The sequence below is a fragment of the Pseudarthrobacter lactosi genome, assembly GCF_055412785.1.
The window spans coordinates 85,469-106,780 of the sequence record NZ_JBVAYS010000005.1 but is presented as its reverse complement, the minus strand read 5'-3'; the positions used below and the strand labels follow the sequence as shown (position 1 = coordinate 106,780).

At 66.5% G+C, this 21,312-nt stretch carries 21 protein-coding genes and 1 pseudogene; 13 read left to right on the top strand and 9 right to left on the bottom strand.

Going from position 1 to position 21,312, the window contains the following annotated elements:
* Positions 1-2: 2 nt before the first annotated feature.
* The 6 genes from ACZY0Q_RS18890 to ACZY0Q_RS18865 all read right to left on the bottom strand — a co-directional run bounded on the left by ACZY0Q_RS18890 (position 3) and on the right by ACZY0Q_RS18865 (position 5,474).
* Positions 3-2,420: a heavy metal translocating P-type ATPase gene (locus ACZY0Q_RS18890; RefSeq protein WP_463919119.1), complete on the bottom strand. Its 2,418-nt coding sequence runs from the start codon at positions 2,418-2,420 to the stop codon at positions 3-5.
* Between the two features lie 24 nt (positions 2,421-2,444).
* Positions 2,445-2,675 (bottom strand): heavy-metal-associated domain-containing protein, encoded by a 231-nt coding sequence (locus ACZY0Q_RS18885; protein ID WP_185261998.1) that lies wholly within the window; start codon positions 2,673-2,675, stop codon positions 2,445-2,447.
* Positions 2,676-2,738: 63 nt separating this feature from the next.
* Positions 2,739-3,086: a metal-sensitive transcriptional regulator gene (locus tag ACZY0Q_RS18880; RefSeq protein WP_463919117.1), complete on the bottom strand. Its 348-nt coding sequence runs from the start codon at positions 3,084-3,086 to the stop codon at positions 2,739-2,741.
* Between the two features lie 325 nt (positions 3,087-3,411).
* Entirely contained in the window at positions 3,412-3,930 is a 519-nt protein-coding gene (locus ACZY0Q_RS18875; RefSeq protein ID WP_463919115.1) for a universal stress protein, read from the bottom strand.
* Between the two features lie 65 nt (positions 3,931-3,995).
* Positions 3,996-4,739: a class F sortase gene (locus tag ACZY0Q_RS18870; protein WP_463919113.1), complete on the bottom strand. Its 744-nt coding sequence runs from the start codon at positions 4,737-4,739 to the stop codon at positions 3,996-3,998.
* Positions 4,740-4,841: 102 nt separating this feature from the next.
* Complete coding sequence (locus ACZY0Q_RS18865) at positions 4,842-5,474, bottom strand: hypothetical protein (RefSeq protein ID WP_463919111.1); 633 nt, start codon at positions 5,472-5,474, stop codon at positions 4,842-4,844.
* A gap of 276 nt (positions 5,475-5,750) precedes the next feature.
* On the opposite strand from ACZY0Q_RS18865, the gene ACZY0Q_RS18860 reads away from it, so the two are divergent.
* The 3 genes from ACZY0Q_RS18860 to ACZY0Q_RS18850 all read left to right on the top strand — a co-directional run bounded on the left by ACZY0Q_RS18860 (position 5,751) and on the right by ACZY0Q_RS18850 (position 7,485).
* Complete coding sequence (locus ACZY0Q_RS18860) at positions 5,751-5,951, top strand: hypothetical protein (protein ID WP_463919178.1); 201 nt, start codon at positions 5,751-5,753, stop codon at positions 5,949-5,951.
* 117 nt (positions 5,952-6,068) lie between these two features.
* Entirely contained in the window at positions 6,069-7,205 is a 1,137-nt protein-coding gene (locus ACZY0Q_RS18855; RefSeq protein ID WP_463919110.1) for a WD40/YVTN/BNR-like repeat-containing protein, read from the top strand.
* Positions 7,198-7,485, top strand: coding sequence for a MoaD/ThiS family protein (locus ACZY0Q_RS18850; protein WP_463919108.1), 288 nt, complete (start codon positions 7,198-7,200; stop codon positions 7,483-7,485). The genes ACZY0Q_RS18855 and ACZY0Q_RS18850 overlap by 8 nt, the downstream gene beginning before the upstream one ends.
* A 168-nt stretch (positions 7,486-7,653) precedes the next feature.
* Here the strand turns inward: ACZY0Q_RS18850 and ACZY0Q_RS18845 are convergent, their stop codons facing one another.
* Entirely contained in the window at positions 7,654-7,890 is a 237-nt protein-coding gene (locus ACZY0Q_RS18845; RefSeq protein WP_463919106.1) for a hypothetical protein, read from the bottom strand.
* A 149-nt stretch (positions 7,891-8,039) separates the two neighbouring features.
* A pseudogene (locus ACZY0Q_RS18840) lies at positions 8,040-9,264 on the bottom strand (pyridoxal phosphate-dependent aminotransferase).
* A 123-nt stretch (positions 9,265-9,387) separates the two neighbouring features.
* Here ACZY0Q_RS18840 and ACZY0Q_RS18835 point away from each other — a divergent pair.
* Positions 9,388-10,476: an ATP-dependent DNA ligase gene (locus tag ACZY0Q_RS18835; protein ID WP_463919104.1), complete on the top strand. Its 1,089-nt coding sequence runs from the start codon at positions 9,388-9,390 to the stop codon at positions 10,474-10,476.
* Between the two features lie 135 nt (positions 10,477-10,611).
* Here ACZY0Q_RS18835 and ACZY0Q_RS18830 read toward each other — a convergent pair whose 3' ends face one another.
* A complete protein-coding gene (locus ACZY0Q_RS18830) occupies positions 10,612-11,931 on the bottom strand; it encodes an MFS transporter (protein ID WP_463919102.1) in 1,320 nt (439 codons plus the stop codon).
* A gap of 231 nt (positions 11,932-12,162) precedes the next feature.
* On the opposite strand from ACZY0Q_RS18830, the gene ACZY0Q_RS18825 reads away from it, so the two are divergent.
* From ACZY0Q_RS18825 to ACZY0Q_RS18785, 9 genes are all read left to right on the top strand, one after another.
* Positions 12,163-12,978: an IclR family transcriptional regulator gene (locus ACZY0Q_RS18825; RefSeq protein ID WP_463919101.1), complete on the top strand. Its 816-nt coding sequence runs from the start codon at positions 12,163-12,165 to the stop codon at positions 12,976-12,978.
* A gap of 139 nt (positions 12,979-13,117) precedes the next feature.
* Positions 13,118-13,999, top strand: a complete 882-nt coding sequence (locus ACZY0Q_RS18820; RefSeq protein ID WP_463919099.1) for a shikimate dehydrogenase — start codon at positions 13,118-13,120, stop codon at positions 13,997-13,999.
* Positions 13,999-15,906 carry a bifunctional sugar phosphate isomerase/epimerase/4-hydroxyphenylpyruvate dioxygenase family protein gene (locus ACZY0Q_RS18815; protein ID WP_463919098.1) on the top strand — a complete coding sequence of 636 codons (1,908 nt, stop codon included), beginning with the start codon at positions 13,999-14,001 and terminating at the stop codon, positions 15,904-15,906. Before ACZY0Q_RS18820 ends, ACZY0Q_RS18815 begins: the two co-directional genes overlap by 1 nt.
* A 67-nt stretch (positions 15,907-15,973) precedes the next feature.
* On the top strand, positions 15,974-16,756 hold the full coding sequence (gene pcaH, locus ACZY0Q_RS18810) for a protocatechuate 3,4-dioxygenase subunit beta (RefSeq protein ID WP_463919096.1): 783 nt from the start codon (positions 15,974-15,976) through the stop codon (positions 16,754-16,756).
* Positions 16,746-17,321, top strand: coding sequence for a protocatechuate 3,4-dioxygenase subunit alpha (gene pcaG / locus ACZY0Q_RS18805; protein ID WP_463919095.1), 576 nt, complete (start codon positions 16,746-16,748; stop codon positions 17,319-17,321). The genes pcaH and pcaG overlap by 11 nt, the downstream gene beginning before the upstream one ends.
* A complete protein-coding gene (locus tag ACZY0Q_RS18800; protein WP_463919093.1) occupies positions 17,318-18,835 on the top strand; it encodes a lyase family protein in 1,518 nt (505 codons plus the stop codon). The genes pcaG and ACZY0Q_RS18800 overlap by 4 nt, the downstream gene beginning before the upstream one ends.
* Positions 18,828-19,646: an alpha/beta fold hydrolase gene (locus ACZY0Q_RS18795; protein WP_463919091.1), complete on the top strand. Its 819-nt coding sequence runs from the start codon at positions 18,828-18,830 to the stop codon at positions 19,644-19,646. The genes ACZY0Q_RS18800 and ACZY0Q_RS18795 overlap by 8 nt, the downstream gene beginning before the upstream one ends.
* Positions 19,643-20,098, top strand: coding sequence for a 4-carboxymuconolactone decarboxylase (gene pcaC, locus ACZY0Q_RS18790; protein ID WP_463919090.1), 456 nt, complete (start codon positions 19,643-19,645; stop codon positions 20,096-20,098). Before ACZY0Q_RS18795 ends, pcaC begins: the two co-directional genes overlap by 4 nt.
* A complete protein-coding gene (locus tag ACZY0Q_RS18785) occupies positions 20,095-21,309 on the top strand; it encodes a thiolase family protein (RefSeq protein ID WP_463919089.1) in 1,215 nt (404 codons plus the stop codon). Before pcaC ends, ACZY0Q_RS18785 begins: the two co-directional genes overlap by 4 nt.
* Positions 21,310-21,312 lie beyond the last annotated feature (3 nt).

The following is a 21,312-nucleotide window of genomic DNA, read 5'->3' as shown; positions in this document are numbered from 1 at the left end:
ACCTACTTGCCGAAGCTGCGCAGCCGGAGCGAGTTAGCCACCACCAGGACGGAACTCGCCGCCATCGCGGCACCGGCAATCATCGGGTTCAACAGGCCCAGGGCGGCCACGGGAATGCCGATGGCGTTATAGAAGAACGCCCAGAACAGGTTGGTCTTGATGGTGGCCAGCGTCCGCCGCGACAATTCGATCGCCTGTGCCACCTGACCCAGATCGTTGCCCATGACGGTGAGGTCCGCCGCCTCGATGGCCACATCCGTACCGGATCCCATGGCAATGCCGAGGTCAGCCTGCGCCAGCGCGGCAGCATCATTCACGCCGTCGCCGGCCATCGCCACAATGGCCCCGCCCGCCTGGAGCCGTCGGACAGCGTCCACCTTCCCGGCAGGCAGGACGCCGGCATGGACATCGCCAGGGGAAATCCCGACGGCGGCAGCGACCTGTGCGGCCACCGCGGCGTTGTCCCCGGTCAGCAGAATGGGGCGCAGCCCGAGCTTCTTCAGCTTTGCTACGGCTTCGGCGGAGCCCGGCTTTACGGTGTCCCGGAGACTGATGATTCCGGCCGGGGCGCCGTCCACCGCCACCCAGATGGCCGTGGCACCCGTGGCTTCCGCGTCGGCCAGTGCCTCCAGCTGCGCGCCGGAGGGGCTGACGCCGTTCTCCGTGAGCCAGCCGGTGCGGCCTGCCAGGATGACGTGCCCCTCGGTGGTTCCTACCACTCCGCCGCCGGGTGCCGAACGGAAGTGTTCGACGGCGGGAAGCCGCGCGCCGTCGTCGTGCCGGGTTTGTGCCTCCACGGCCGCGGCCGCGATGGCGTGTGCGATCGGGTGCTCCGATGCCGCTTCGACGGCGCCGGCGAGCCGCAGCACCTCCCTGCCCTGGTAGCCGTCAAACGCGAGGGTATTGCCCACGGCGAGTTTTCCGGTGGTAACGGTGCCGGTCTTGTCGAGCAGGATGGTGTCCACCGTGCGGGTGTCTTCCAGGACCTGTGGGCCCTTGATCAGGATGCCCAGCTGGGCGCCGCGGCCGGTTCCGGTGAGCAGCCCCACGGGAGTGGCCAGCCCCAGGGCGCACGGGCAAGCGATGACCAACACGGTAACTGCGGCGGTAAAAGCTGCCCTGAGCTCGGCGGACTCAATCACCGGTCCGTTGAACGCGAGCCACAGCCCAAACGTGAGCACGGCGAGGGCAAGAACTATGGGGACGAACACGGCGCTGATCCGGTCGGCGAGGCGCGCGATGGGGGTCTTCCCGGTTTGCGCCTGCGAGACCAACCGGGCCATCTGGGCCAGCGTGGTTTCGGAGCCCACCCGGGTGGCACGGACCAGGAGCCGCCCGGACGTGTTGATGGTGGCGCCGGTGACTTTGCTCCCTGGCGCTACCTCCACCGGGACGGATTCGCCGGTCAGCAGGGACGCGTCAACAGCTGAAATACCGTCGATCACCTCTCCGTCCGTGGCGATCTTTTCGCCGGGGCGCACCACCACAACGTCTCCCACGCGGAGCTGGTCGGCGGGGACTTTATGTTCGGAGCCCTCGTGAAGGATGGTGGCATCCTTGGCGCCGAGATTCAGCAACGCCTTGAGGGCGTCGCCGGCCTTCTGCTTGGCGTTGGCTTCGAGGAACCTGCCAAGGAGCAGAAAGGTGGTGACCACGGCGGCCACTTCGAAGTAGAGGCCCGCGGACTCCATCCCATCCATGGCCGGCTGGGCGGTCAAGCCGGGATCCGTGGCGAGCTGCCACACACTGAACAGGTACGCCGCGGCGACGCCAATCGAGACAAGCGTGTCCATGGTGGACGCCAGATGGCGCGCATTCACGGCCGCAGCGCGGTGGAAGGGCCAGGCCGCCCAGCTGACCACCGGAAGTGCCAGGGCCCCGGCTACCCAGCCCCAGTTGGGAAACTGAAGTGCCGGGACCATCGAAATTGCCAGGACAGGGAGTGTCAGGATCGCGGCCACGATCAGGCGCGGGCGTAGTTGGGCCGCGGTTCCGCCGTGTTGCATGTGGTCTGTGTGATCGCCTGACGCGGCGCCATGGGACACATGCTCGGCGTGCTCGCTCGTGCCTCGCTTAGACGCACGCTGCCGCATGTCTCTCATGTCGCCGCTGTGGTCGCGTTCCGTTTCGTCATCGGCGTCGTGGTGCTCGTGGCTGGCACTTTGGCTCGGATAGCGGGGGAGGCGGACTTTTGCCTTGTAGCCCGTGGCGTTGACCGTGTCCACAATTTGCTGGTCCGTGATGCCGGCCGGGACGGTGACGTGGGCGGATTCCAGCGGCAGGTTGACGGAAGCTTCGACGCCGTCGAGTTTGCCCAGCTTCTTTTCCACGCGGTTCACGCAGGAGGCGCAGGTCATGCCCTCAATGTCCAGTTCAAGCACCCGGTTTTGGGGTTGATGATGGAGATGGTCTGTGCTCATAGTGGATCCCCTGTTAGGACAGCGTTACGCGTTGTTGGCAACAACCAGGTAGCCGGCTTCGGCTACCGCTTCGCCGATCTCGGACGGCGACAGCTGCTGGCTTGAGGTGATGGTGACGGTGGAAATGCCGCCGGCGTTGAGTTCGACGTCGACCGTTTCAACCCCTGCGAGCGATTCAAGTTCCTCGCTGACGGACGAAACGCAGTGGCCGCAGGTCATACCGGACACGTTGACGGTGGTGGAGGTGGTGCTCATGGCTGGCTCCTTGAAACGGGACCGGCGGTGGCCGGCCGTGAATGGGTGGTCGGTAGCGGGTGGTCAGCGCAGGAGGCGCCCGATGGCCTCCGTGGCTTCCTTGACTTTGACGTCTATGGCCTCAGCGCGAAGGGCCGGATCGGGTTCGCCCGCGGCGCCCACCACGCAGTGGCCGATGTGCTCTTCAACGAGTCCCAGGCTGACGGCGTGCAGGGCCTTGGTAACCGCGGAGACCTGGGTCAGGATGTCGATGCAGTACTTGTCCTCATCCACCATCCGGGCGATGCCGCGGACCTGGCCCTCGATTCGCTTGAGCCGGCGCAGGTAGGCGTCTTTGTTTGCGGTGTAGCCATGCGGCGGCGCCGGGGCAATGCCGGAGTGGGGTGTCAGGGTTTCCTGCGAAGGTTCCATGCTGACAACTTATACCCGGTGGGGGTATAGCGCAAGTACCCCCTAGGGGTATTTTATTCCTAAGCGCGCGACGCGCGTCCGGGGCTGGCGTAGCCGTGGAAGGGCACAAAAAAGCTCCGGAGTGCGTTATTGGGGGATACGCACTCCGGAGCAGCATTTGGGCAGAATCGCCAGCCGTTGCGGCCGGATCCCTCTGCTTGAACTAGCTTACTTGCCAGTACTGCCGTCCGCTACCACCTCGAATAACTACTTTCGCTTTATTATTCGGTCACCCGGAAACCTCCCCGAATGGGGCAGGCAACAGGTGCCGGGTCAGGCTCCCGGCTCAGGCATCGTCCTGATGGGCCGGCCTCCGGTAGGGAACCACCAGCACGGGACGGCTTTGATGATGCGTCAACCAGAGTCCCACCGATCCGTTGAGCAGTTCGGAGATCCGGTGGGTCAGGCCGCGCTCCGATGTTCCAACAATGATCATGGGGGAGTTGCTTTCAGCGGCGAGCCGGGCAAGGGCGCGGCCCGGATCGCCGGCGAGGGTCCGCAGCGTCCAGTCCACGGGGGTGCCCAACCCCGCGGCATCAGCCACGGCTACGGTGATCACCGCCCTGAGTTCCGTCGTGACCGAGCGGATATCGTCGTCGTCCTTGTCCGGGTGCAGCGAAAGCCGGTGCGCGGATCTGGTTGGATCCCATTCGACCAGGTAGCTGGCCTCGTCAATATAGGCGAACAGCAACGGCGCTGACAGTCGGGCCGCAAGGGCCGTGGCGGTCTTCAGCACCTCGGGATGCTGATCGGGCAACACGCCCACCAGGAGTGGAGGCGGGCCACTGAAACGTTCTGGACTCATAAGGCCATTCTGTGCCTGCACGGACCGCTTGAACAGGGCCGCGGGGGCCGACGGAAACGGACGCCTCAAACGGGCGACGCCGAGACCACCACGTTCTTGCCCCACGGGTCTTCCGTGTAGCAGCTGATCAGGACCACGCGGCTGGGCACCATGTCCCAGATGGGGCTGTCTTTGAGACTGTCCTTGAGGTAGGTGGTGACGCTGTCCACGCGGTAGGGGATGGTGCCGGTTTCCATGACGACGTCGAACGTGTCGCCGACGGCGGCTGCGGAGCTGAGGTGGTTGAACGGGGCATCCCGGCCCTCCCAGCTATGCCCGATGATGTACGTCGTGTTGCCCGACCCGTTGCCGGGAGTCCCGAACGGTGTCAGCCAATACCCGTCCATAGTGGTGGGCGGCACGATCGTCTGGCTTTCGACGGCGCTGCTGTCCGGCGCCAGCGGATGCACGGCCGTGTCCATCGCTGCTTTCGGATAGACGATCCGCTGCGGGGCCGAGGCCTCAGGGAGGACCGGGCCGGTGGCCACGGGTGCCGCCGCAACCGGCGCGGAAACAGGCGGTGCGGTTGGAGACTGCGCGGTTGGGTGGCCCGAAACGGCAAGGGGTAACGGCAGCTGGATCGATGAGGTACCGGAAGAGTAGCCTGCAGTGCTCGTTCCCGGTGTTGCGGCGCCGTGCTGGTCCAGCAGCGGCCCACCGAACGTGAAGGACAGGAAGGCCAGGACACCGCAGGCCAGGATGGCGATGTCTCCGCGGTTCAGGCCGCGGGGCCGTTTCGGCACTTCGTGCCGTCCGGTTTGCTTTGCCACGATGCTCCTCACGCCGTTGGAAAGTGTGCTTACAGGAAGGGCGCCCCGCCTTGAGTTGGCGGGGCGCCCTGCGTGTCAGCTCGGCCCAGTCCGAGCTGCGGCCTAGTCTGCCTTTGGTTCCAGGGACCTGCGGCGTACGGCCACCAGTGCGCCGGCGCCGAGCATCAGGCCCAAGCCCGCGAGCCAGGTAGGAGCGCTCTCGGCTCCGCCAACTGAGGTCTGCGCGTTATAGCCCTGGTTGGTGCCCTGGCTAACCGCCGCTGCCCCGGCGCCGGCAGGGGTCTGTACGGTGGGGGTGACTGTGGTGACTGGCGTCTGGACAACGGCTGCCGACTCCAGCACCGGCGTCTCCACCACGGCCGGGGGGACCACTACGGGCTCTTCGGCGGGCGGGACGACGGCGGGCGGCACCACGACTGGCGGGACCACCACAACGGGCGGCACTACTACCGGTGGGACCACCACAACGGGCGGTAGCGTCACGCTTTCACAGCCATTGGCAAAGTCCGCCATCCCTTGGGCGTCCCAGTTCAAGCCGGCAGGCAGCAGTGCATTGGGCGGGATGATGTCGTCGGAGTGTCCACTATGGGCACCCAGGCCGTTCACCCCGTTGAGGTCGATACTGATGTCATGTCCGTTGTGGCAGAGAGTGAAGTTGTCTGCCGCGCTGGCCGGGGCCGAGACGGTGAGCAATGCCAGCCCCATGACCCCCAGTGTTGCTAAGGTGCGTTTCATTGTTTTCTCCCCAGATTGTCTGAAACGGACCATGATGAGGGGGAGTAGCGGTGGCTCTGAGTGCCCCAGCAGCACGGTCAGCTTGCTTGTCTGTTCAGGCTAGGGGCGGCGGACAGGTGCGGTCGCGGGTATCGGGTACTCGTCTTTGTGCCACGTTGACCTGCGGCGATACCTGCCTGTACGCGAAAACGGGAGCCCGCCACTGGAATGTTGCCACCCTTGAACGTGGACAGGGCGGCGCCTAACGTTGAAGCATACGAAAGGTGCGTGACCGGCATGGAAATCTACATGTGGTGGCTGGATCTGAACCTGCAAACCAAGGAATGGCTGCGGGAAAACCTCCGTGCGCTGGAACTGCCGTTACCGGTGCTGCAGGGCATCGCCGAAGCCGGCGGCCCGCACCCGGGTACCCCGGTGGCTGTCCTCACCGAAGCCGACTGGGATTTCATCGAAACGCAGTCCGAATTCGTGGACTGACAGGGCGCCGCCGGCACGGCCCAAGCGTCCAGTCCATGCAGGACCAATACACCCGAGCCAGTCCACATAGCGAAGAAAAGCGTTGCGGCCCTCCGGCCGGGGTGGTTGCATGGGTGCATGGCAACCGCAGAGAACTTTGTCTTAGCGATCGGGACCAAAAAAGGCCTCTGGCTGGCCACCAGCCAGGACCGTAAGCAATGGTCCTTCTCCGGCCCGCATTTCCTGATGAGCGAAATCCCCAGTATCGGGATCGACACGCGGGACGGCCGGACCCGGATCATGGTGGGTGTCAGGTCCGAGCACTGGGGACCCACCGTGGCCCACTCCGATGACCTTGGCGCCACCTGGACCGAACCTGAACAGGGCGCCATCACGTTTCCCGAGGACACTGGCGCGGCGGTGGAGCGCATCTGGCAGATCTACCCGGACGCAGAGTCGCGGCCAGGGGTGGTGTGGGCAGGTGCCGAACCGATTTCGGTCTGGAAATCCACTGATGGCGGCGAGCATTTCGAGCTCAACCGCGGGCTCTGGGACCATCCTCACCGCAGCGACTGGGGTGCGGGTTACGGCGGGGCCGCCGCGCACTCCATCGTGGTGAATCCGGCGGGGGACAACGTCCACGTCGCCATGAGCACCGGTGGTGTGTACCGCTCGCTCGACGGCGGTGCGTCGTGGGAGCCCCGCAACAAGGGTATCTCGGCCTACTTCATGCCGGACCCCAATCCTGAATTCGGCCAGTGCGTCCACAAGATCGCGGCGGATGCTGCTGTGGAAGGACGGCTGTACGCGCAGAACCATCACGGCGTCTACCGCACGGATGACAACGGCGAAAACTGGGACTCCATCGCCGACGGCCTTCCGGCCGACTTCGGGTTTGTGATGCTGACGCACCCCCGGCGCGAGGGCACAGCCTGGGTTGTGCCGCTCAAAGCCGACGGCGAGCGGATCCCGCCGGATGGCAAGCTTGCCGTGCACCGAACGGACGATGCCGGGGCCAGCTGGAAGCGCCTGGATACAGGGCTGCCCGAGGGCGAGTACAACAGTGTGCTCCGTGACGCCGCGGGCGTGGATTCAGCCGAGCCGGCCGGTGTTTACTTTGGAACCCGCGGCGGCACGGTGTACGCCAGTGCGGATGAAGGGGAGACGTTTGCTGAAGTTGTCAGCCATCTCCCCGATGTCCTGTGCGTCCGCGCCGCTGTGGTCGCCGGGGCTGGACTGGCGGTTCCGGACACGGTGGCGGCCCGCGGTGCCTGACATCAGCGTGGTACTGCCCAGCATTCTCCAGCCGCTGGCCGGCGGGCAGTCCATCCTGACTGCGCCCGCCGACGCGACGGTGACCGTGGGAAGCCTGCTGGATACGGTGACTGGGGGTTACCCGGTGCTGGCCAGAAGGCTGCGGGACGAAGCGGGAGCGCTTCGCCGGTACGTGAATATATACGTTGCCGGCGACGAAGTGCGCCGGCTCCAGGGCCTGCAAACCGAGGTGTCGCCCGGGCAGGAGGTGCTGATCATCCAGTCGGTGGCTGGAGGTTAAGGCCGAAGCGTCTCGTGGGCGATCCGGTCCGGCTGAGCCGTGCGGCGGGCAGTCCTGACTGACTGCGCCCGCCGTCGCGGTGCAAGATTCCGCGGTGCAAGCTCTGCCCTGCAAGTTTCCTGGGGCCGGTTCCGCAAGGAGGTACTCCCGCAGAGGCCCGGGTCCGGGTCAGGCAATCCGCCAGACGCTGCATTCGTCCGTATTGATCGCTTTCCGCGAGCCGGTGTGATGGTCCATGATCCAGACAACGCCGATTCCCGGTGCTGTCTCCTGGACAAGGCCTCGGCGGATGACCACGTCGTCATAGCTGGGGCCTACGGAGAGGCGGGCTTCGATTTCATCGCCGCGGTGGAGCTGGTCCAGGGCGCGGATTCTTGTTACATGGGCTTTGGCTTCCTTCAACATGGGGGCCTCCTGGCTGGAGCTGGTGCCTGCGAATGCCGGCACTTCCAGTGTGGCGGGGCAATGTTGCGCCCGCGTTTCCTCAACGTTAGGAGCCGGTTAGTTCTCGGCGATCGATTCGTTTCCGGTGCCGGCGATACCCTGCCGGAAAGTCAGGCCGCGACACTGCTGCGGTACGTGGCCAGGAACGCCGCGATCCTGCGCACGGCTTCTTCGATGTCCAGGACCGATGGAAGGATCACAAAACGGAAATGGTCCGGTGCCGGCCAGTTGAAGGCGGTGCCGTGGGAGACCAGGATCTTCTGGTCCTGAAGGAGGTCCAGGACAAACTGTTCGTCGCTGGTGATCGGGTAAAGTTCCGGGTCCAGGCGGGGGAACAGGTACATGGCCCCGGCGGCGGGCACGCACGTTACGCCGGGAATTGCCGTCAGGAGCCTGTATGCGAGGTCGCGCTGTTCGCGCAGCCTGCCACCGGGCTTCACCAGGGCATCGATACTCTGATAGCCGCCCAGGCAGGTCTGGATCGCGTGTTGGGCGGGCACGTTGGGGCACAGGCGCAGGGAGGCCAGCAGTTCCAGCCCCTCCCGGTAGCCGGCGGTGGCGGCCAGCGGCCCGGTGATGGCCACCCAGCCAGACCGGTACCCGGGCATGCGGTAGGCCTTGGACAGGCCGCTGAAAGTCAGGCAGCACACGTCTTCTGCCACGGAGGCCGTGTGGATGTGCTGGGCTTCCTCGTAGAGCACTTTTTCGTAGATCGTCGGAGAACAGGACCAGGTTGTGTTTCCTGGCCAGGGCCGCGAACTGCTCCAGGATGTGCCGGGGGTACACGGCACCTGTGGGGTTGTTCGGGTTGATGATCACGATGCCTTTGGTGCGGCGGGTGATCTTGGCTTCGACGTCGGCCATATCGGGCCACCATTCCTCGGCTTCGTCGCAGAGGTAGTGCACCGGTTTGCCGCCGGTCAGGGTGACGGCCGCCGTCCACAGGGGATAGTCAGGCGCCGGGACGAGGATTTCGTCGCCGTTTTCCATAAAGGCCTGCAGGCACATGGAGATGAGCTCGCTGACGCCGTTGCCGATGAAGATATCCTCCACACCGATCTGCATCAGGCCGCGGGTCTGGTAGTACTGCGAAATGGCCGTCCGGGCGGAGAAGATCCCCTTGGAATCGCTGTAGCCCTGGGCACCTCTCAGGTGGTGGATCATGTCCACCACCACGGACTCCGGCGTCTCCAGTCCGAAGGGGGCGGTGTCCCCCAGGTTCATCTTGAGGATGCGGTGCCCCTCGGCCTCCATGTTCTTGGCGGCCTGGAGGATGGGCCCGCGGAGCTCATACCGGACGTTCTGGAGTTTGCTGGAGTGTTGCATGGCGCGCATGGTTGATCATTTCACAGCAGTATGGTTCACCGCACGGATGGTCCAGTGTGAAGACGGCTCCTAGCTGGGGCTTTACGCGTTCAGGCCTACCGCCCGCGCTGCTGCCGGGCAAGAATGGGCACTATGCAACTTCCCGTGATGCCTCCCGTTTCGCCGATGCTCGCCAAGGCCGTCAGCCGAATTGGTGGTATCCCGGAAAGGGGTGCCCTCAGCTACGAGCCCAAATGGGACGGGTTCCGGTCCATTATCTTCCGCGACGGCGACGAGGTGGAGATCGGCAGCCGCAACGAAAAGCCCATGACCAGGTATTTTCCTGAGCTGGTGGAGGCCCTGAAGGAGAACCTGCCGCCCCGCTGTGTGCTGGACGGTGAGATTGTCCTGGTGGGGTCAGCCGGTGACCGGCTGGACTTCGATGCCCTGCAGCAGCGCATCCATCCCGCCGCCAGCCGCGTGAAGCTTCTCGCGGAACAGACGCCGGCCAAGTTCGTGGCCTTTGACCTGCTTGCCCTGGGCGACGACGACTACACCGGCCGGCCTTTCGCCGAGCGTCGGGCAGCGCTGGAAAAGGCTCTCAAAGGCAGCAAGGCTCCCGTCCACGTCACCGCTGCGACCCAGGACAAAACCGTCGCTGAACAGTGGTTCCGGCAGTTTGAGGGCGCTGGCCTGGACGGGATCGTGGCCAAGCCGCTGGACGGCTCCTACCAGCCGGACAAGCGCGTGATGTTCAAGGTCAAACACGAACGCACCGCCGACTGCGTGGTGGCCGGCTACCGCGTGCACAAAAGCGGCCCGGACGCGATCGGCTCCCTCCTGCTGGGACTGTACAAGGACGACGGCGGCCTAGCCAGCGTGGGCGTGATCGGCGCCTTCCCGATGAAGCGCCGCCAGGAATTGTTCGCGGAACTCCAGGCGCTGGTCACCGACTTCGACGGACACCCCTGGGCCTGGGCCAAGCAGGGGGAAGGCGAACGGACCCCGCGCAACGCGGAAGGCAGCCGGTGGAGCGCCGGCAAGGACCTGTCCTTTGTACCGCTGCGGCCCGAGCTGGTGGTGGAGGTCAGGTACGACCACATGGAAGGTGATCGTTTCCGGCATACCGCGCAGTTCAACCGCTGGCGGCCCGACCGGGACCCCGAATCCTGCACGTACGAACAGCTGGAGGAACCGGTCAGCTTCGATCTTGCCTCGGTCCTGGACGCCGGCCGGCCGTAGGCGTCCGGTGCCCCGTAGGCACCCAGGCCGCCTGCCGCCGTCGTACTCGCTCCCTGAATGGCCCATTTTTCAACGGGGAAAGCCCGCCATTCCGTGGAATGGCGGGCTCTCCGGTCTCAAAACTGGGCTGGTGCGTTACTTCAAGCCGAGCTGCTTCGTGGGGACCTTGAAGGTTTCCTTGGCCGTCAGGGCGGAGATGGCCGCGATGCCGCAGATGACGGCGGTGAAGATGCTGATCTGGACCCAGCCGCCGGGCTTGATGCCGCCCATCGCTGCCACGATCGCCGGGGCGAAACCTGCCATCAGGAAACCCAGCTGGGTGCCGATCGCCAGGCCGGAGAAGCGGACTTTGGTGCTGAACATCTCGGCGTAGAACGAGGGCCAGACCGCGTTGGAGGCCGCGTAGCCGAAGGAGAAGAAGCCGATGGCCGCGAGGAACATCAGCGGGATGCTGCCGGATTCCAGGCTGAGCAGGAACACCGGCGTCAGGATGGCGCTGGCCACGGCGCCGTAGATGAAGACCGGCTTACGGCCGATCCGGTCCGCGAGTTTGCCGAACAGCGGCTGGGTGCCCAAAGCGACCAGGTTGGCGCCGACCACCAGCCACAGCGTGGTGGTGCCGTCAACGCCGGCAACGGTTTTGGCGTAGCTGATGGCGAGTGTGCCGAACACGGTGGAGACGGCAGCGATGAAGGCACAGCAGACCACGCGGAGCACGTCGCGCCAGTGGTCCTTGAGGAGGTCGGCGACCGGCAGCTTGGAGATCTGCGCGGTCTTCTGGGCTTCCTCGAACGCCGGCGGCTCGTGCAGGGTGCGGCGGATAAAGAAAGCAACAAGAACGACGACGGCGCTGAGCCAGAACGGGACGCGCCAGCCGATGCCGTACTTGATCTCGTCCGGGAGGGCAAGGACTGGGATGAAGACGAGGGCGGCGAGGATCTGGCCGCCCTGGGTGCCGGTGAGGGTCCAGGAGGTGAAGAAGGAGCGGCGGTTGTCCGGTGCGTGTTCCAGCGTCATGGATGATGCGCCGGCCTGCTCGCCGGCGGCGGAGAGGCCCTGGCAAAGCCGAGCCAGCACCAGCAGGGCGGGAGCCCACCAGCCCACGGTGTTGAAATCGGGCAGGCAGCCGATCAGGAACGTCGAGGCTCCCATCAGCAGCAGCGTGAACATCAGGACCTTCCGCCGGCCTACGCGGTCACCAAAGTGACCCAGGATGACGGCGCCCACCGGCCGTGCCACGTAGGCGAAGCCGAAGGTGGCGAAGGACATGATTGCAGCGTTTGCTCCGGCGTCCGGGAAGAACACGGTGGGGAAGATCAGGGCTGCTGCGGAACCGAAGATGAAGAAGTCGTAGTATTCGACGGCGCTGCCCAGGAAGCTGGCGAGGGCTGCCTTCTTTGGCGTCCCGGCAGGGGCAACAGTGCCCGGCCCGGCGGACGGAAGTGTCTGGCTCATGGAGTTCCTTAGATGTGACGACGTTGTCGCGGATGGATCTGGAGGGTCGCAGCCGCAGCGGCCTGAGTGGAGCTGGTGCGGTGCGGCTGGAGTCCGTGGAAAGACCCGGACCAGTAGCCACATGGTGGGAGCTACTTGTGCGATACAGCAATGATGGCTGTGAGCGCAGTCACTTGTCAAGAAAATAATCACCATCTAGAAATAGTTCCCACGATGTGGCAACATCGACGTATGAGTGTGAATCAAACCACAGCGCCCGATGACGTCGCCGCTGATCCAAAGACGCCCAAGGGTGACCGTACGGACATGGTGGGCAAGGCCCTGGGCCTGCTGGTCCTCCTGGGTGACGAACCGCGTGGGGCCAGTGCCGCGGAGATCTCGCGCCGCGCCGATCTCCCCTTCAGTACCACCTACCGCCTACTGGGATCCCTAACGCGGGACGGATTTGTGGACTACGAGCCGGACGGCCGCCGCTACCACCTGGGCCTGCGGATCTTCCAGCTGGGGCAGCGGGTCTCCAACCATCACGGATTTGCCGGCACGGCGCTGCCGGTCCTTCGCCGCGTGACCGAGCAGACTGGAGAGGCCACCATCCTCAGCGTCCGCGACGGCCACCACCACCTGACGGTCAACAAGGTGGACGGCCCGCAGACCTTCCGCGTCACGAGTGATCCCGGGCATCTGGGCGCCCTGCACGCGACGGCCGTGGGTAAAGCGCTGGTGGCTTTTGCCGAGGATGCGGAGCGTAAGGCGCTGCTCGAGGAGCTCGAGCTGGATTCCCTCACCGAGCGCACCATCACGGATCGGGCCGCCTTCCGTGCGGAAATCGAGAAGGTGCGCCGGCAGGGATATGCCGTGATGGACGAGGAGAACGAGAACGGCATGCGCGCCGTGGCTGTGCCGCTGCTCAATTCCCAGGGCCATGCGTTCGCCTCCCTGGCCACCGCGGTTCCCGTCTTCCGCCTCAGCATCGAAGCCCTGCAGGCCCATGTGCCCCTGCTGCAGGATGCCGCAGCAGAGCTGGCAGCGCGGTTGCCACAGCGGTAATTTACTCCGCAAATGTTCATATGTAGAACAAGCGTGCGAGAAGTGAACAAGTGTTGTACTGTAATCCCAATCACCCGACCCGCCGCGGACGCCCCGAGCGCCGTCGCCCGCCGGGTGCCGTATCAAAGGAGCTGCCCGGATGAGCAATCGAACTGAGTCCTACCTCGTGGGACTGGTCGGCGACGGTGTTATGCCGTCACTCACTCCCCCCATGCACGAACGCGAAGGCGATGTGCTGGGCCTGCGCTACCTCTACCGCCCCATTGACCTGCTGGAGCTCGGGCTTTCCGGCGATGCCGTGGGGGACCTGCTCAAGAGTGCCCGCAGCCTGGGCTTCAACGGCCTGAACATCACCCATCCGTGCAAGCAGCTTGTGCTGGCGCACCTGGACGAGGTCTCACCGGATGCCCTCAGGCTCGGCGCCGTCAACACCGTGGTCATCGAGGACGGACGCTTCATCGGCCACAACACCGACTTCTCCGGCTTCGCCGCCGCGCTCGCCTCCGGCCTTCCGGGCGCGCGGCTGGACCGCGTTGTCCAGCTGGGCGCGGGAGGGGCGGGTTCCGCCGTCGCCTACGCCCTGCTCACCGCCGGCGTGAAGGCGCTGGACCTGGTGGACGTGGACCCCGTCCGCTGCGCGGCACGCGCCGCAGAGCTGGCCGGCTTTTTCCCGGACAGCACCGTCACGGCGCGTACGACGGCGGAGCTGCCGCAGCTGCTGCCGCTGGGCGACGGTCTGGTGCACTGCACGCCCGTAGGTATGGCCGCCCACCCGGGAGTCCCGCTGGACCTGGACCTGCTGGAAACGCGGCACTGGGTGGCGGACATCGTCTACCGCCCGATCGATACCGAACTGGTCCGCGGCGCCCGTGCCAAAGGCTGCGAGGTCCTGGACGGTGGCCGCATGGCCGTAGGGCAGGCGGCGGATTCCTTCCGGATCTTTACCGGGCTGGAAGCCGATGCGGAACGCATGCGCAGCCATTTCCTGGAACTTGTGGCTAAGGAAGAGGTGGCTGCCTGATGCGCACCGGAATCGCCACGGTCTGCTTCTCCGGCACCCTGAAGGAAAAGATGCAGGCCTGCGCCATCGCCGGCTTTGACGGGATCGAAATCTTCGAGCAGGACCTGGTTACGTCGCCTCTCATGCCCGAGGACGTCCGCAAAATGGCGGCCGACCTTGGCCTCACGCTGGATCTTTACCAGCCGTTCCGCGACTTCGACAGCGTCTCCGAAGACCTCCTGGCCGCCAACCTCCGGCGCGCCGACGGAAAATTCAAACTCATGGCGCGGCTGGGCATGGACACCATCCTGGTCTGCTCCAACGTTGCCACCGCCAGCATCGACAGCGACGATCTCCGGGTGGAACAGCTCGGCAAACTGGCTGCGCTGGCGGGGGACCACGGCGTCAAGGTTGCCTACGAGGCCCTGGCCTGGGGCAAGTACGTCAGCGACTACGAGCACGCCCACAAGCTGGTGGAAGCCGTGGACCACCCCAACCTGGGCACCTGCCTGGACTCCTTCCACATCCTGTCCCGCAACTGGGACACCGCCCCCATCGAGGCCTTCAACCCGGAAAAGATCTTCTTCGTCCAGGTGGCCGACGCCCCCAAGCTCTCCCTGGACGTCCTCTCCTGGAGCCGGCACTACCGGGTCTTCCCGGGCGAGGGCCAGTTCGAGCTCGCCAAGTTCATGGGCCACGTGGTCCGGGCGGGGTACAGCGGCCCGGTGTCGCTGGAAATCTTCAACGACGTCTTCCGCCAGTCGGACGTGGAGCGCACCGCCGTCGACGCCATGCGCTCGCTCATCTGGCTGGAGGAACAGAGCGCCAAGTGGCTGGATGCTGCTTCTGACGGTGACAGTGGCGGTGCCGGTGGCACTGTTGCTGGTGGTCCTACGGCCCACGGCCGCCGTCGTTATCCCATGGAACTGGCCACGCTCCCGCAGGTAGCCGAACCGGCAGGATACAACTTCGCCGAGGTCAGGGCCGCGGACACCAAGGGGCTGGAAACGGTCCTGGGCCAGCTCGGCTTCGAATTCAACGGCCGGCACCGCACCAAGGACGTGCAGCTCTGGAGCATGGGCCACGCCCGGGTGATCATCAACGAGGCCGCACACGTCGAGGGAGACGCGTCAGCGGGGGATGCGTCGCCCGCCATCGCCGCTTTGGGGTTTGACGTCGCCTCCCCGGTCATTGCCTCCGCCCGGGCCCAGCAGCTCAAGGCCCCCGCGGTCCCGCGCAAGAGCCAGGCCAACGAGGAGGTGTTCCAGGGCTTCGCCGCCCCGGACTCCACCGAGATCTTCCTGTGCCAGGGCACCTCGGACGGCACCGCGGCCTGGACCAGTGAATTCGGGGAGGGGCTGGAGAAGCCGTCCGCCGGAGCCACCGCCATGATTGACCACGTCAACCTGGCACAGCCGTGGCAGCATTTTGACGAGGCCGTCCTCTTCTACACCAGCGCCCTCGCCCTGGAGCCCCAGCCGTTCGCGGAGGTTCCCAGCCCCACCGGCCTGGTCCGCTCGCAGGTCATGGCCACCGGGGACCGCACCGTGCGGCTGGTGCTGAACCTGGCGCCGCTGAACCAGCAGCGCAAGACCTACCAGGAACACATCGCCTTCGCGGTGGATGACCTGGTGGCCACCGCGAGGGACTGCAGGTCCCGCGGCCTGGAGTTCCTGCAGATCCCGGCGAACTACTACGAGGACCTGGACGCACGGTTCGGCCTGGCACCGGACTTTCTGGCCACGCTGCAGGACCTGAATCTTCTGTATGACCGGGACGCCGACGGCGAGTTCCTCCACTTCTATACGGCCACCGTGGGCAGTGTGTTCTTCGAAATGGTGGAACGCCGCGGCGCCTACGACGGCTACGGCGCCCCCAACGCCCCGGTGCGCCACGCAGTCCAGTACGACCACCTGCAGCACCGCTAGGACAGCACCACCCACCCGCAAAAACCATCAACACTCAGCAGCAACAACCAGAGAAAAGGAGGCCGCAGTGGAGACACAGCAGGATCTCAGTGCAGAGATCAACGCCATGGGCGACGCCTACGCGCGGGCACTCAAGGATGGCGCGCCGGCCGAAACCCAGCCCCGGCTGGACTATGCGCCCTACCGCAGCAGCATCCTGCGGCACCCCACCAAAAGCCTCCACCACGCAGACCCGGAAACCATCGAGCTGTACTCGCCGGCGTTCGGCCACCAGGACGTGCACGCCCTGGAGTCGGACCTGACCATCCAGCACAACGGCGAACCCCAGGGTGAGCGCATCATTGTGGCCGGCAAGGTCCTGGACGGTGACGGCCGCCCCGTGGCCGGGCAGCTCGTGGAGATCTGGCAGGCCAATGCGTCCGGCCGCTACATCCACAAGCGTGACCAGCACCCGGCCCCGCTGGACCCCAACTTCACCGGTGTGGGCCGCTGCATCACGGGCCCGGACGGCTCGTACCGGTTCACCACCATCAAGCCCGGCGCCTACCCCTGGAAGAACCATGTCAACGCCTGGCGCCCGGCCCACATCCACTTCTCGATGTTCGGCACGGAGTTCACCCAGCGCATCGTCACCCAGATGTACTTCCCCGGAGATCAGCTGTTCCCTCTGGACCCCATCTACCAGTCCATCGTGGACCAGGATGCCCGCGACCGGCTGGTGGCCAGCTATGACCACAACCTGACCGAACCCGAGTGGGCGCTGGGCTACAACTGGGACATCGTCCTCACCGGCTCCAAGCGGACCTGGACCGAAAACGAAGCGCTCGGCGCAGCAGGAGATGAGGAATAACGTGAGCCCAACCACCAAGCTTGTTCCCACCCCCGGGCAGACCGTGGGCCCGTTCTACGGGTACGCGCTGCCGTTCGAGAAGGACAACGAACTCCTGGCGCCCGGCTCGCCCGGCTCCATCCGCCTCCAGGGCACCGTGTACGACGGCGCCGGGGAAACCATCCCGGACGCCATCCTGGAGATCTGGCAGCCCGACGCCGACGGCAGGATCGTGCAGCAGACCGGTTCCCTGGTCCGCGACGGCTACACCTTTACCGGCTGGGGCCGCGCCTCCGTGGGCCACTCCGGCGTGTACACGTTCACCACCGTAAACCCGGGCCCCACCGAGTCCGGAGCGGCACCCTTCATCTCCGTGGCTGTGTTTGCCCGTGGCCTCATGAACCGCCTGTTCACCCGCCTGTACCTGCCGGAGAACGAGGAAGCCCTCGCCACGGACCCGCTGCTCAGCTCGCTGGACCCGGAGCGCCGCAAGACGCTCATTGCCCGCCGCGATCCCGACGGCGGACTCACCTGGGACATCCGCCTGCAGGGCGACGGCGAAACAGTCTTCCTGGATTTCCAGTGAACGAGACCCCCGGCACGGGAGGTACCGTCCGCTTCGGAAGCGCAGCCGACGGCGACGTCGGCCTGCTGAGCCCGGTCTCGGCGTCGCCCCTGGTGACGGCGCTGACCGGTGACCGTGCCGTGCTGGCGGCGATCCTCGCCGTCGAGTCCGGTTGGGCCGCGGTGCTGGAAAAGGCGGGCCTGGCGCCTGCCGGTGCCGCCGCCGTCGTGGCCTCCGCCGCCGAGGCGGGACGCTACGACGCAGCAGACATCGCGCTCCGGGCCCAGGGCGGCGGCAACCCCGTCATCCCGCTGCTGGCAGACCTGCGGAGGCACGTCACGGCGCTGGATGGCGCCCGCACCGGCGCCGTGCAGGCGGTCCACACCTCGCTGACCAGCCAGGACGTGCTGGACACGGCCCTGATGCTGCTCGCGCGCAACACCGTCGAGGCGCTGCTGGCGGACCTGAAATGCACGACGGCGGCGCTCGCCTCGCTGGCGGAGCAGCATGCGGACACGCTGGGCGTGGGCAGGAGCCTGACCCAGCACTCGCTTCCGTATACGTTCGGGCTGCGGGCCGCGCAGTGGTTCCACGGGCTCGCCGCTGCAGGCCGGCAGCTGGACAATATGCAGTTCCCGGTGCAGTTCGGCGGGGCGGCCGGAACGCTGGCCGCCGGGACCGTGCTCACCGCCACCTCGGCGACCAACCCCTTTGACCTGGCGGATTCGCTGGCCCGGCAACTGGGCCTGGCCGCGGCGCCCGCACCGTGGCACACGAACCGGCTGGCCGTCACAGCCGTGGGCAGCGCGCTTGCCTCGGTGCTTGATGCGGCTGGCAAGATCGCCACGGACGTCCTGTTCCTGAGCCGGCCCGAGGTGGCCGAACTCGCCGAACCGCGCGCCGCCGGCCGCGGCGTCTCCTCCGCCATGCCGCAGAAGCAGAACCCGGTGTTGTCGGTACTCATCCGCAGCGCCGCGCTCCAGGCGCCGCAATTGGTGGCCCAGTTGCACCTGGCCGCAGCCAACTTCAACGACGAACGCCCCGACGCCGCCTGGCACACGGAATGGCCGGCCCTGCGCCAGCTACTCCGCCTGGCACTCGGGGCAGCCGGGCACCTCCGGGAGCTCGCCGAAGGCCTCCAGGTTTTCCCCGACGCCATGCGCCGCAACCTGGACCTTGCCGGACCGCTGCTCCTGGCCGAGGGGGTGGGCGCCGCAGTGGCCCCGCTTTTGGAGGAAAAGGACGGTGCCACGGGCAAGCAGCAGCTCCAGTCCGTGGTGGACCGGACCCTCGAGGCGCCCGCCGCCGAGCAGGGTGCCACCTACCGCCGGCTGCTCCGGCAAGCCGTCCCGATGCAGACGCTTTCCGATGGACAACTGGCGGAACTCCTTGACCCGGCCAGTTACCTGGGTCAGGCCGCCGAGATCTCCCGGCGCATCCTCGCCGCGTTTCCGGACCTTGCGATCGCCGCATCGGATTCTTCGGCAGTCAACAATTCAGCACCCAACGACGCGAACGGAGCCAACCGTGGCTAAACCGACCCTGAAGGCAGTGCTGCTGTCGCCCCAGCGCCCGCTGGGGGACCGGCCCCTGCTCGTAGCCGGACCGTCCCTCGGCACGTCAACCCTTCTGTGGACCGAGGCGGCAACACTGCTCGGCACCGATTACGACGTGGTGGCCTGGGACCTGCCCGGCCACGGCGTCTCACCGGCAGCCACCGAAAGCTTTGACGTGGCCGACCTCGCGGACGCCGTAGTGGACCTCGTGGACACCATCGCGCCCGGCGCCGGCTTCCACTACGCGGGCGTTTCCCTTGGCGGCGCCACCGGCCTGCAGCTGGGGATCAAGCACGGCGAACGGCTCAAGAGCCTCTCGGTCCAGTGCAGCGGTGCCAAGCTCGGCACCCCGGAAGGTTGGCTGGAACGCGCCGAAACCGTCCGCAACCAGGGCACCCCAGTGATGATCCAGGGCTCCGCACAGCGCTGGTTCGCGCCTGGCTTTATGGACCGCGAACCCGCGCGGAGCAGCCGCCTCCTGCACGCCCTGCGCGACGCCGACCGCTTCAGCTACGCTTTCTGCTGCGAGGCCCTGGCATCCTTTGACGTCCGCGCGGACCTCGGCAGCATCAGCGTCCCCACGCAGGCGCTGGCCGGTGCGGAGGACACTGTTGCGCCGCCGTCGTTCGCGGAGGAAGTGGCGGCGGGCATCACCGCCGGCGGGGGCACCGCCAACGCCGTGACGCTGGGCGGAGTGGCCCATCTGGCCCCGTTTGAGGCGCCCGGGCACGTGGCCGACCTGCTCCGGAACCTCATCTCGTGGGCCGAATCCCAGGGAGCATCCAAATGAGCGGGGCAGACGTTCCAAACGCAGACCGGGGCGGTGTGGTCCGGCCGAACGCCACCAGCCAGGAGATTTACGACGGCGGCATGGTGGTCCGCCGCGAGGTGCTGGGGGCCGCGCATGTGGACCGGGCCAATGCCAACAAGGACGGGTTCACCGAGGATTTCCAGGACATGATCACGCGGATCGCGTGGGGTGGCATCTGGACCCGCCCGGGCCTCACCCGGCAGATGCGCTCTGCCGTGACCATCACCGCCATGGTGGCGCACGGGCACTGGGAGGAGCTGGCCATGCACATCCGTGCGGCCATCACCAACGGCCTGAGCCGGGACGAGATCAAGGAAATCCTGCTCCAGACCGCGATCTACTGCGGAGTTCCCTCCGCCAATACAGCTTTCAAGACAGCACAGCAGGTATTCCATTCCATGGACAACGCAGAAATGGACAGCAATTCATGAATCAGGCTTTTGTGTACGACGCCGTGCGCACCCCGTTCGGTAAGTTCGGCTCCGGCCTCGCGGGAGTCCGCCCGGATGACTTGGCGGCGCACGTGATCACCGAAGCGGTGAAGCGCGCCCCCGGGCTGGACCCTGAGCGGATTGATGAGGTCGTCTTCGGGAACGCCAACGGTGCCGGTGAGGAGAACCGCAACATCGCCAGGATGGGAACCCTGCTGGCCGGCCTGCCGGTGTCGATTCCGGGCACCACGGTGAACAGGCTCTGTGGCTCCTCGCTGGACGCGGCGATCATCGCCTCGCGCCAGATCAACGCCGGCGACGCCGAGCTGATGCTCGTGGGCGGAGCCGAGTCGATGTCCCGCGCCCCCTGGGTGCTGCCCAAGACGGAGAAGCCGTACCAGGCCGGGGACATGACCCTGGCATCCACCACGCTGGGCTGGCGCCTGGTGAACAAGGCCATGCCGAAGGAGTGGACCATCTCCCTGGGCGAGGCCACCGAGCGGCTTCGCGAGAAGTACGGCGTGACCCGTGAGCAGCAGGACGAGTTCGCCGCGGACTCCCACAACCTCTCCGCCGCCGCCTGGGACGAGGGCTTCTACGACAACCTCGTGGCCCCGGTGCCGGGCACTGACCTGGTCCGTGACGAGGGGATCCGCGCCGGTTCTTCGGCCGAGAAGCTCGCCGGGCTGAAAACTGTATTCCGTGCCGAGAGCGGCACCGTCACCGCCGGGAACTCGTCCCCGCTGTCCGACGGCGCCTCCGCGGCCTGGATCGGATCCGAAGCCGCCGCCGGGCTGCTGGGCCTGGAACCGCTGGCCCGCATTGCCGGGCGCGGCGCGCACGGCAACGACCCTCAGTTCTTCGGCTACGCCCCGGTGGAGGCCGCGAACAAGGCCCTCGCGAAGGCGGGCATCGGCTGGGACCAGGTGGGCGCCGTCGAACTTAACGAAGCGTTCGCCGCACAGTCCCTGGCGTGCATCAACGCCTGGGGCATCGACCCAACCATCGTGAACCGGCACGGCGGCGCGCTCGCCATGGGCCACCCGTTGGGCGCGTCCGGCACCCGGATCCTGGGCACCCTCGCCCGGTCCCTGCAGGCCTCCGGGCAGCGGTGGGGTGTCGCGGCGATCTGCATCGGCGTGGGCCAGGGCCTGGCCGTGGTGCTCGAAAACGTCACCGCCGCCCCGTCGGCACACCCAGTGAAGGGCTAAGAG

Coding starts and splice junctions, on each gene's coding strand:
- ACZY0Q_RS18890 (WP_463919119.1), bottom strand. CDS start 2,420: ATGAGCACAGACCATCTCCATCATCAACCCCAAAACCGGGTGCTTGAA.
- ACZY0Q_RS18885 (WP_185261998.1), bottom strand. CDS start 2,675: ATGAGCACCACCTCCACCACCGTCAACGTGTCCGGTATGACCTGCGGC.
- ACZY0Q_RS18880 (WP_463919117.1), bottom strand. CDS start 3,086: ATGGAACCTTCGCAGGAAACCCTGACACCCCACTCCGGCATTGCCCCG.
- ACZY0Q_RS18875 (WP_463919115.1), bottom strand. CDS start 3,930: ATGAGTCCAGAACGTTTCAGTGGCCCGCCTCCACTCCTGGTGGGCGTG.
- ACZY0Q_RS18865 (WP_463919111.1), bottom strand. CDS start 5,474: ATGAAACGCACCTTAGCAACACTGGGGGTCATGGGGCTGGCATTGCTC.
- ACZY0Q_RS18860 (WP_463919178.1), top strand. CDS start 5,751: ATGGAAATCTACATGTGGTGGCTGGATCTGAACCTGCAAACCAAGGAA.
- ACZY0Q_RS18855 (WP_463919110.1), top strand. CDS start 6,069: ATGGCAACCGCAGAGAACTTTGTCTTAGCGATCGGGACCAAAAAAGGC.
- ACZY0Q_RS18845 (WP_463919106.1), bottom strand. CDS start 7,890: ATGTTGAAGGAAGCCAAAGCCCATGTAACAAGAATCCGCGCCCTGGAC.
- ACZY0Q_RS18835 (WP_463919104.1), top strand. CDS start 9,388: ATGCAACTTCCCGTGATGCCTCCCGTTTCGCCGATGCTCGCCAAGGCC.
- ACZY0Q_RS18830 (WP_463919102.1), bottom strand. CDS start 11,931: ATGAGCCAGACACTTCCGTCCGCCGGGCCGGGCACTGTTGCCCCTGCC.
- ACZY0Q_RS18825 (WP_463919101.1), top strand. CDS start 12,163: ATGAGTGTGAATCAAACCACAGCGCCCGATGACGTCGCCGCTGATCCA.
- ACZY0Q_RS18820 (WP_463919099.1), top strand. CDS start 13,118: ATGAGCAATCGAACTGAGTCCTACCTCGTGGGACTGGTCGGCGACGGT.
- ACZY0Q_RS18815 (WP_463919098.1), top strand. CDS start 13,999: ATGCGCACCGGAATCGCCACGGTCTGCTTCTCCGGCACCCTGAAGGAA.
- pcaG (WP_463919095.1), top strand. CDS start 16,746: ATGAGGAATAACGTGAGCCCAACCACCAAGCTTGTTCCCACCCCCGGG.
- pcaC (WP_463919090.1), top strand. CDS start 19,643: ATGAGCGGGGCAGACGTTCCAAACGCAGACCGGGGCGGTGTGGTCCGG.
- ACZY0Q_RS18785 (WP_463919089.1), top strand. CDS start 20,095: ATGAATCAGGCTTTTGTGTACGACGCCGTGCGCACCCCGTTCGGTAAG.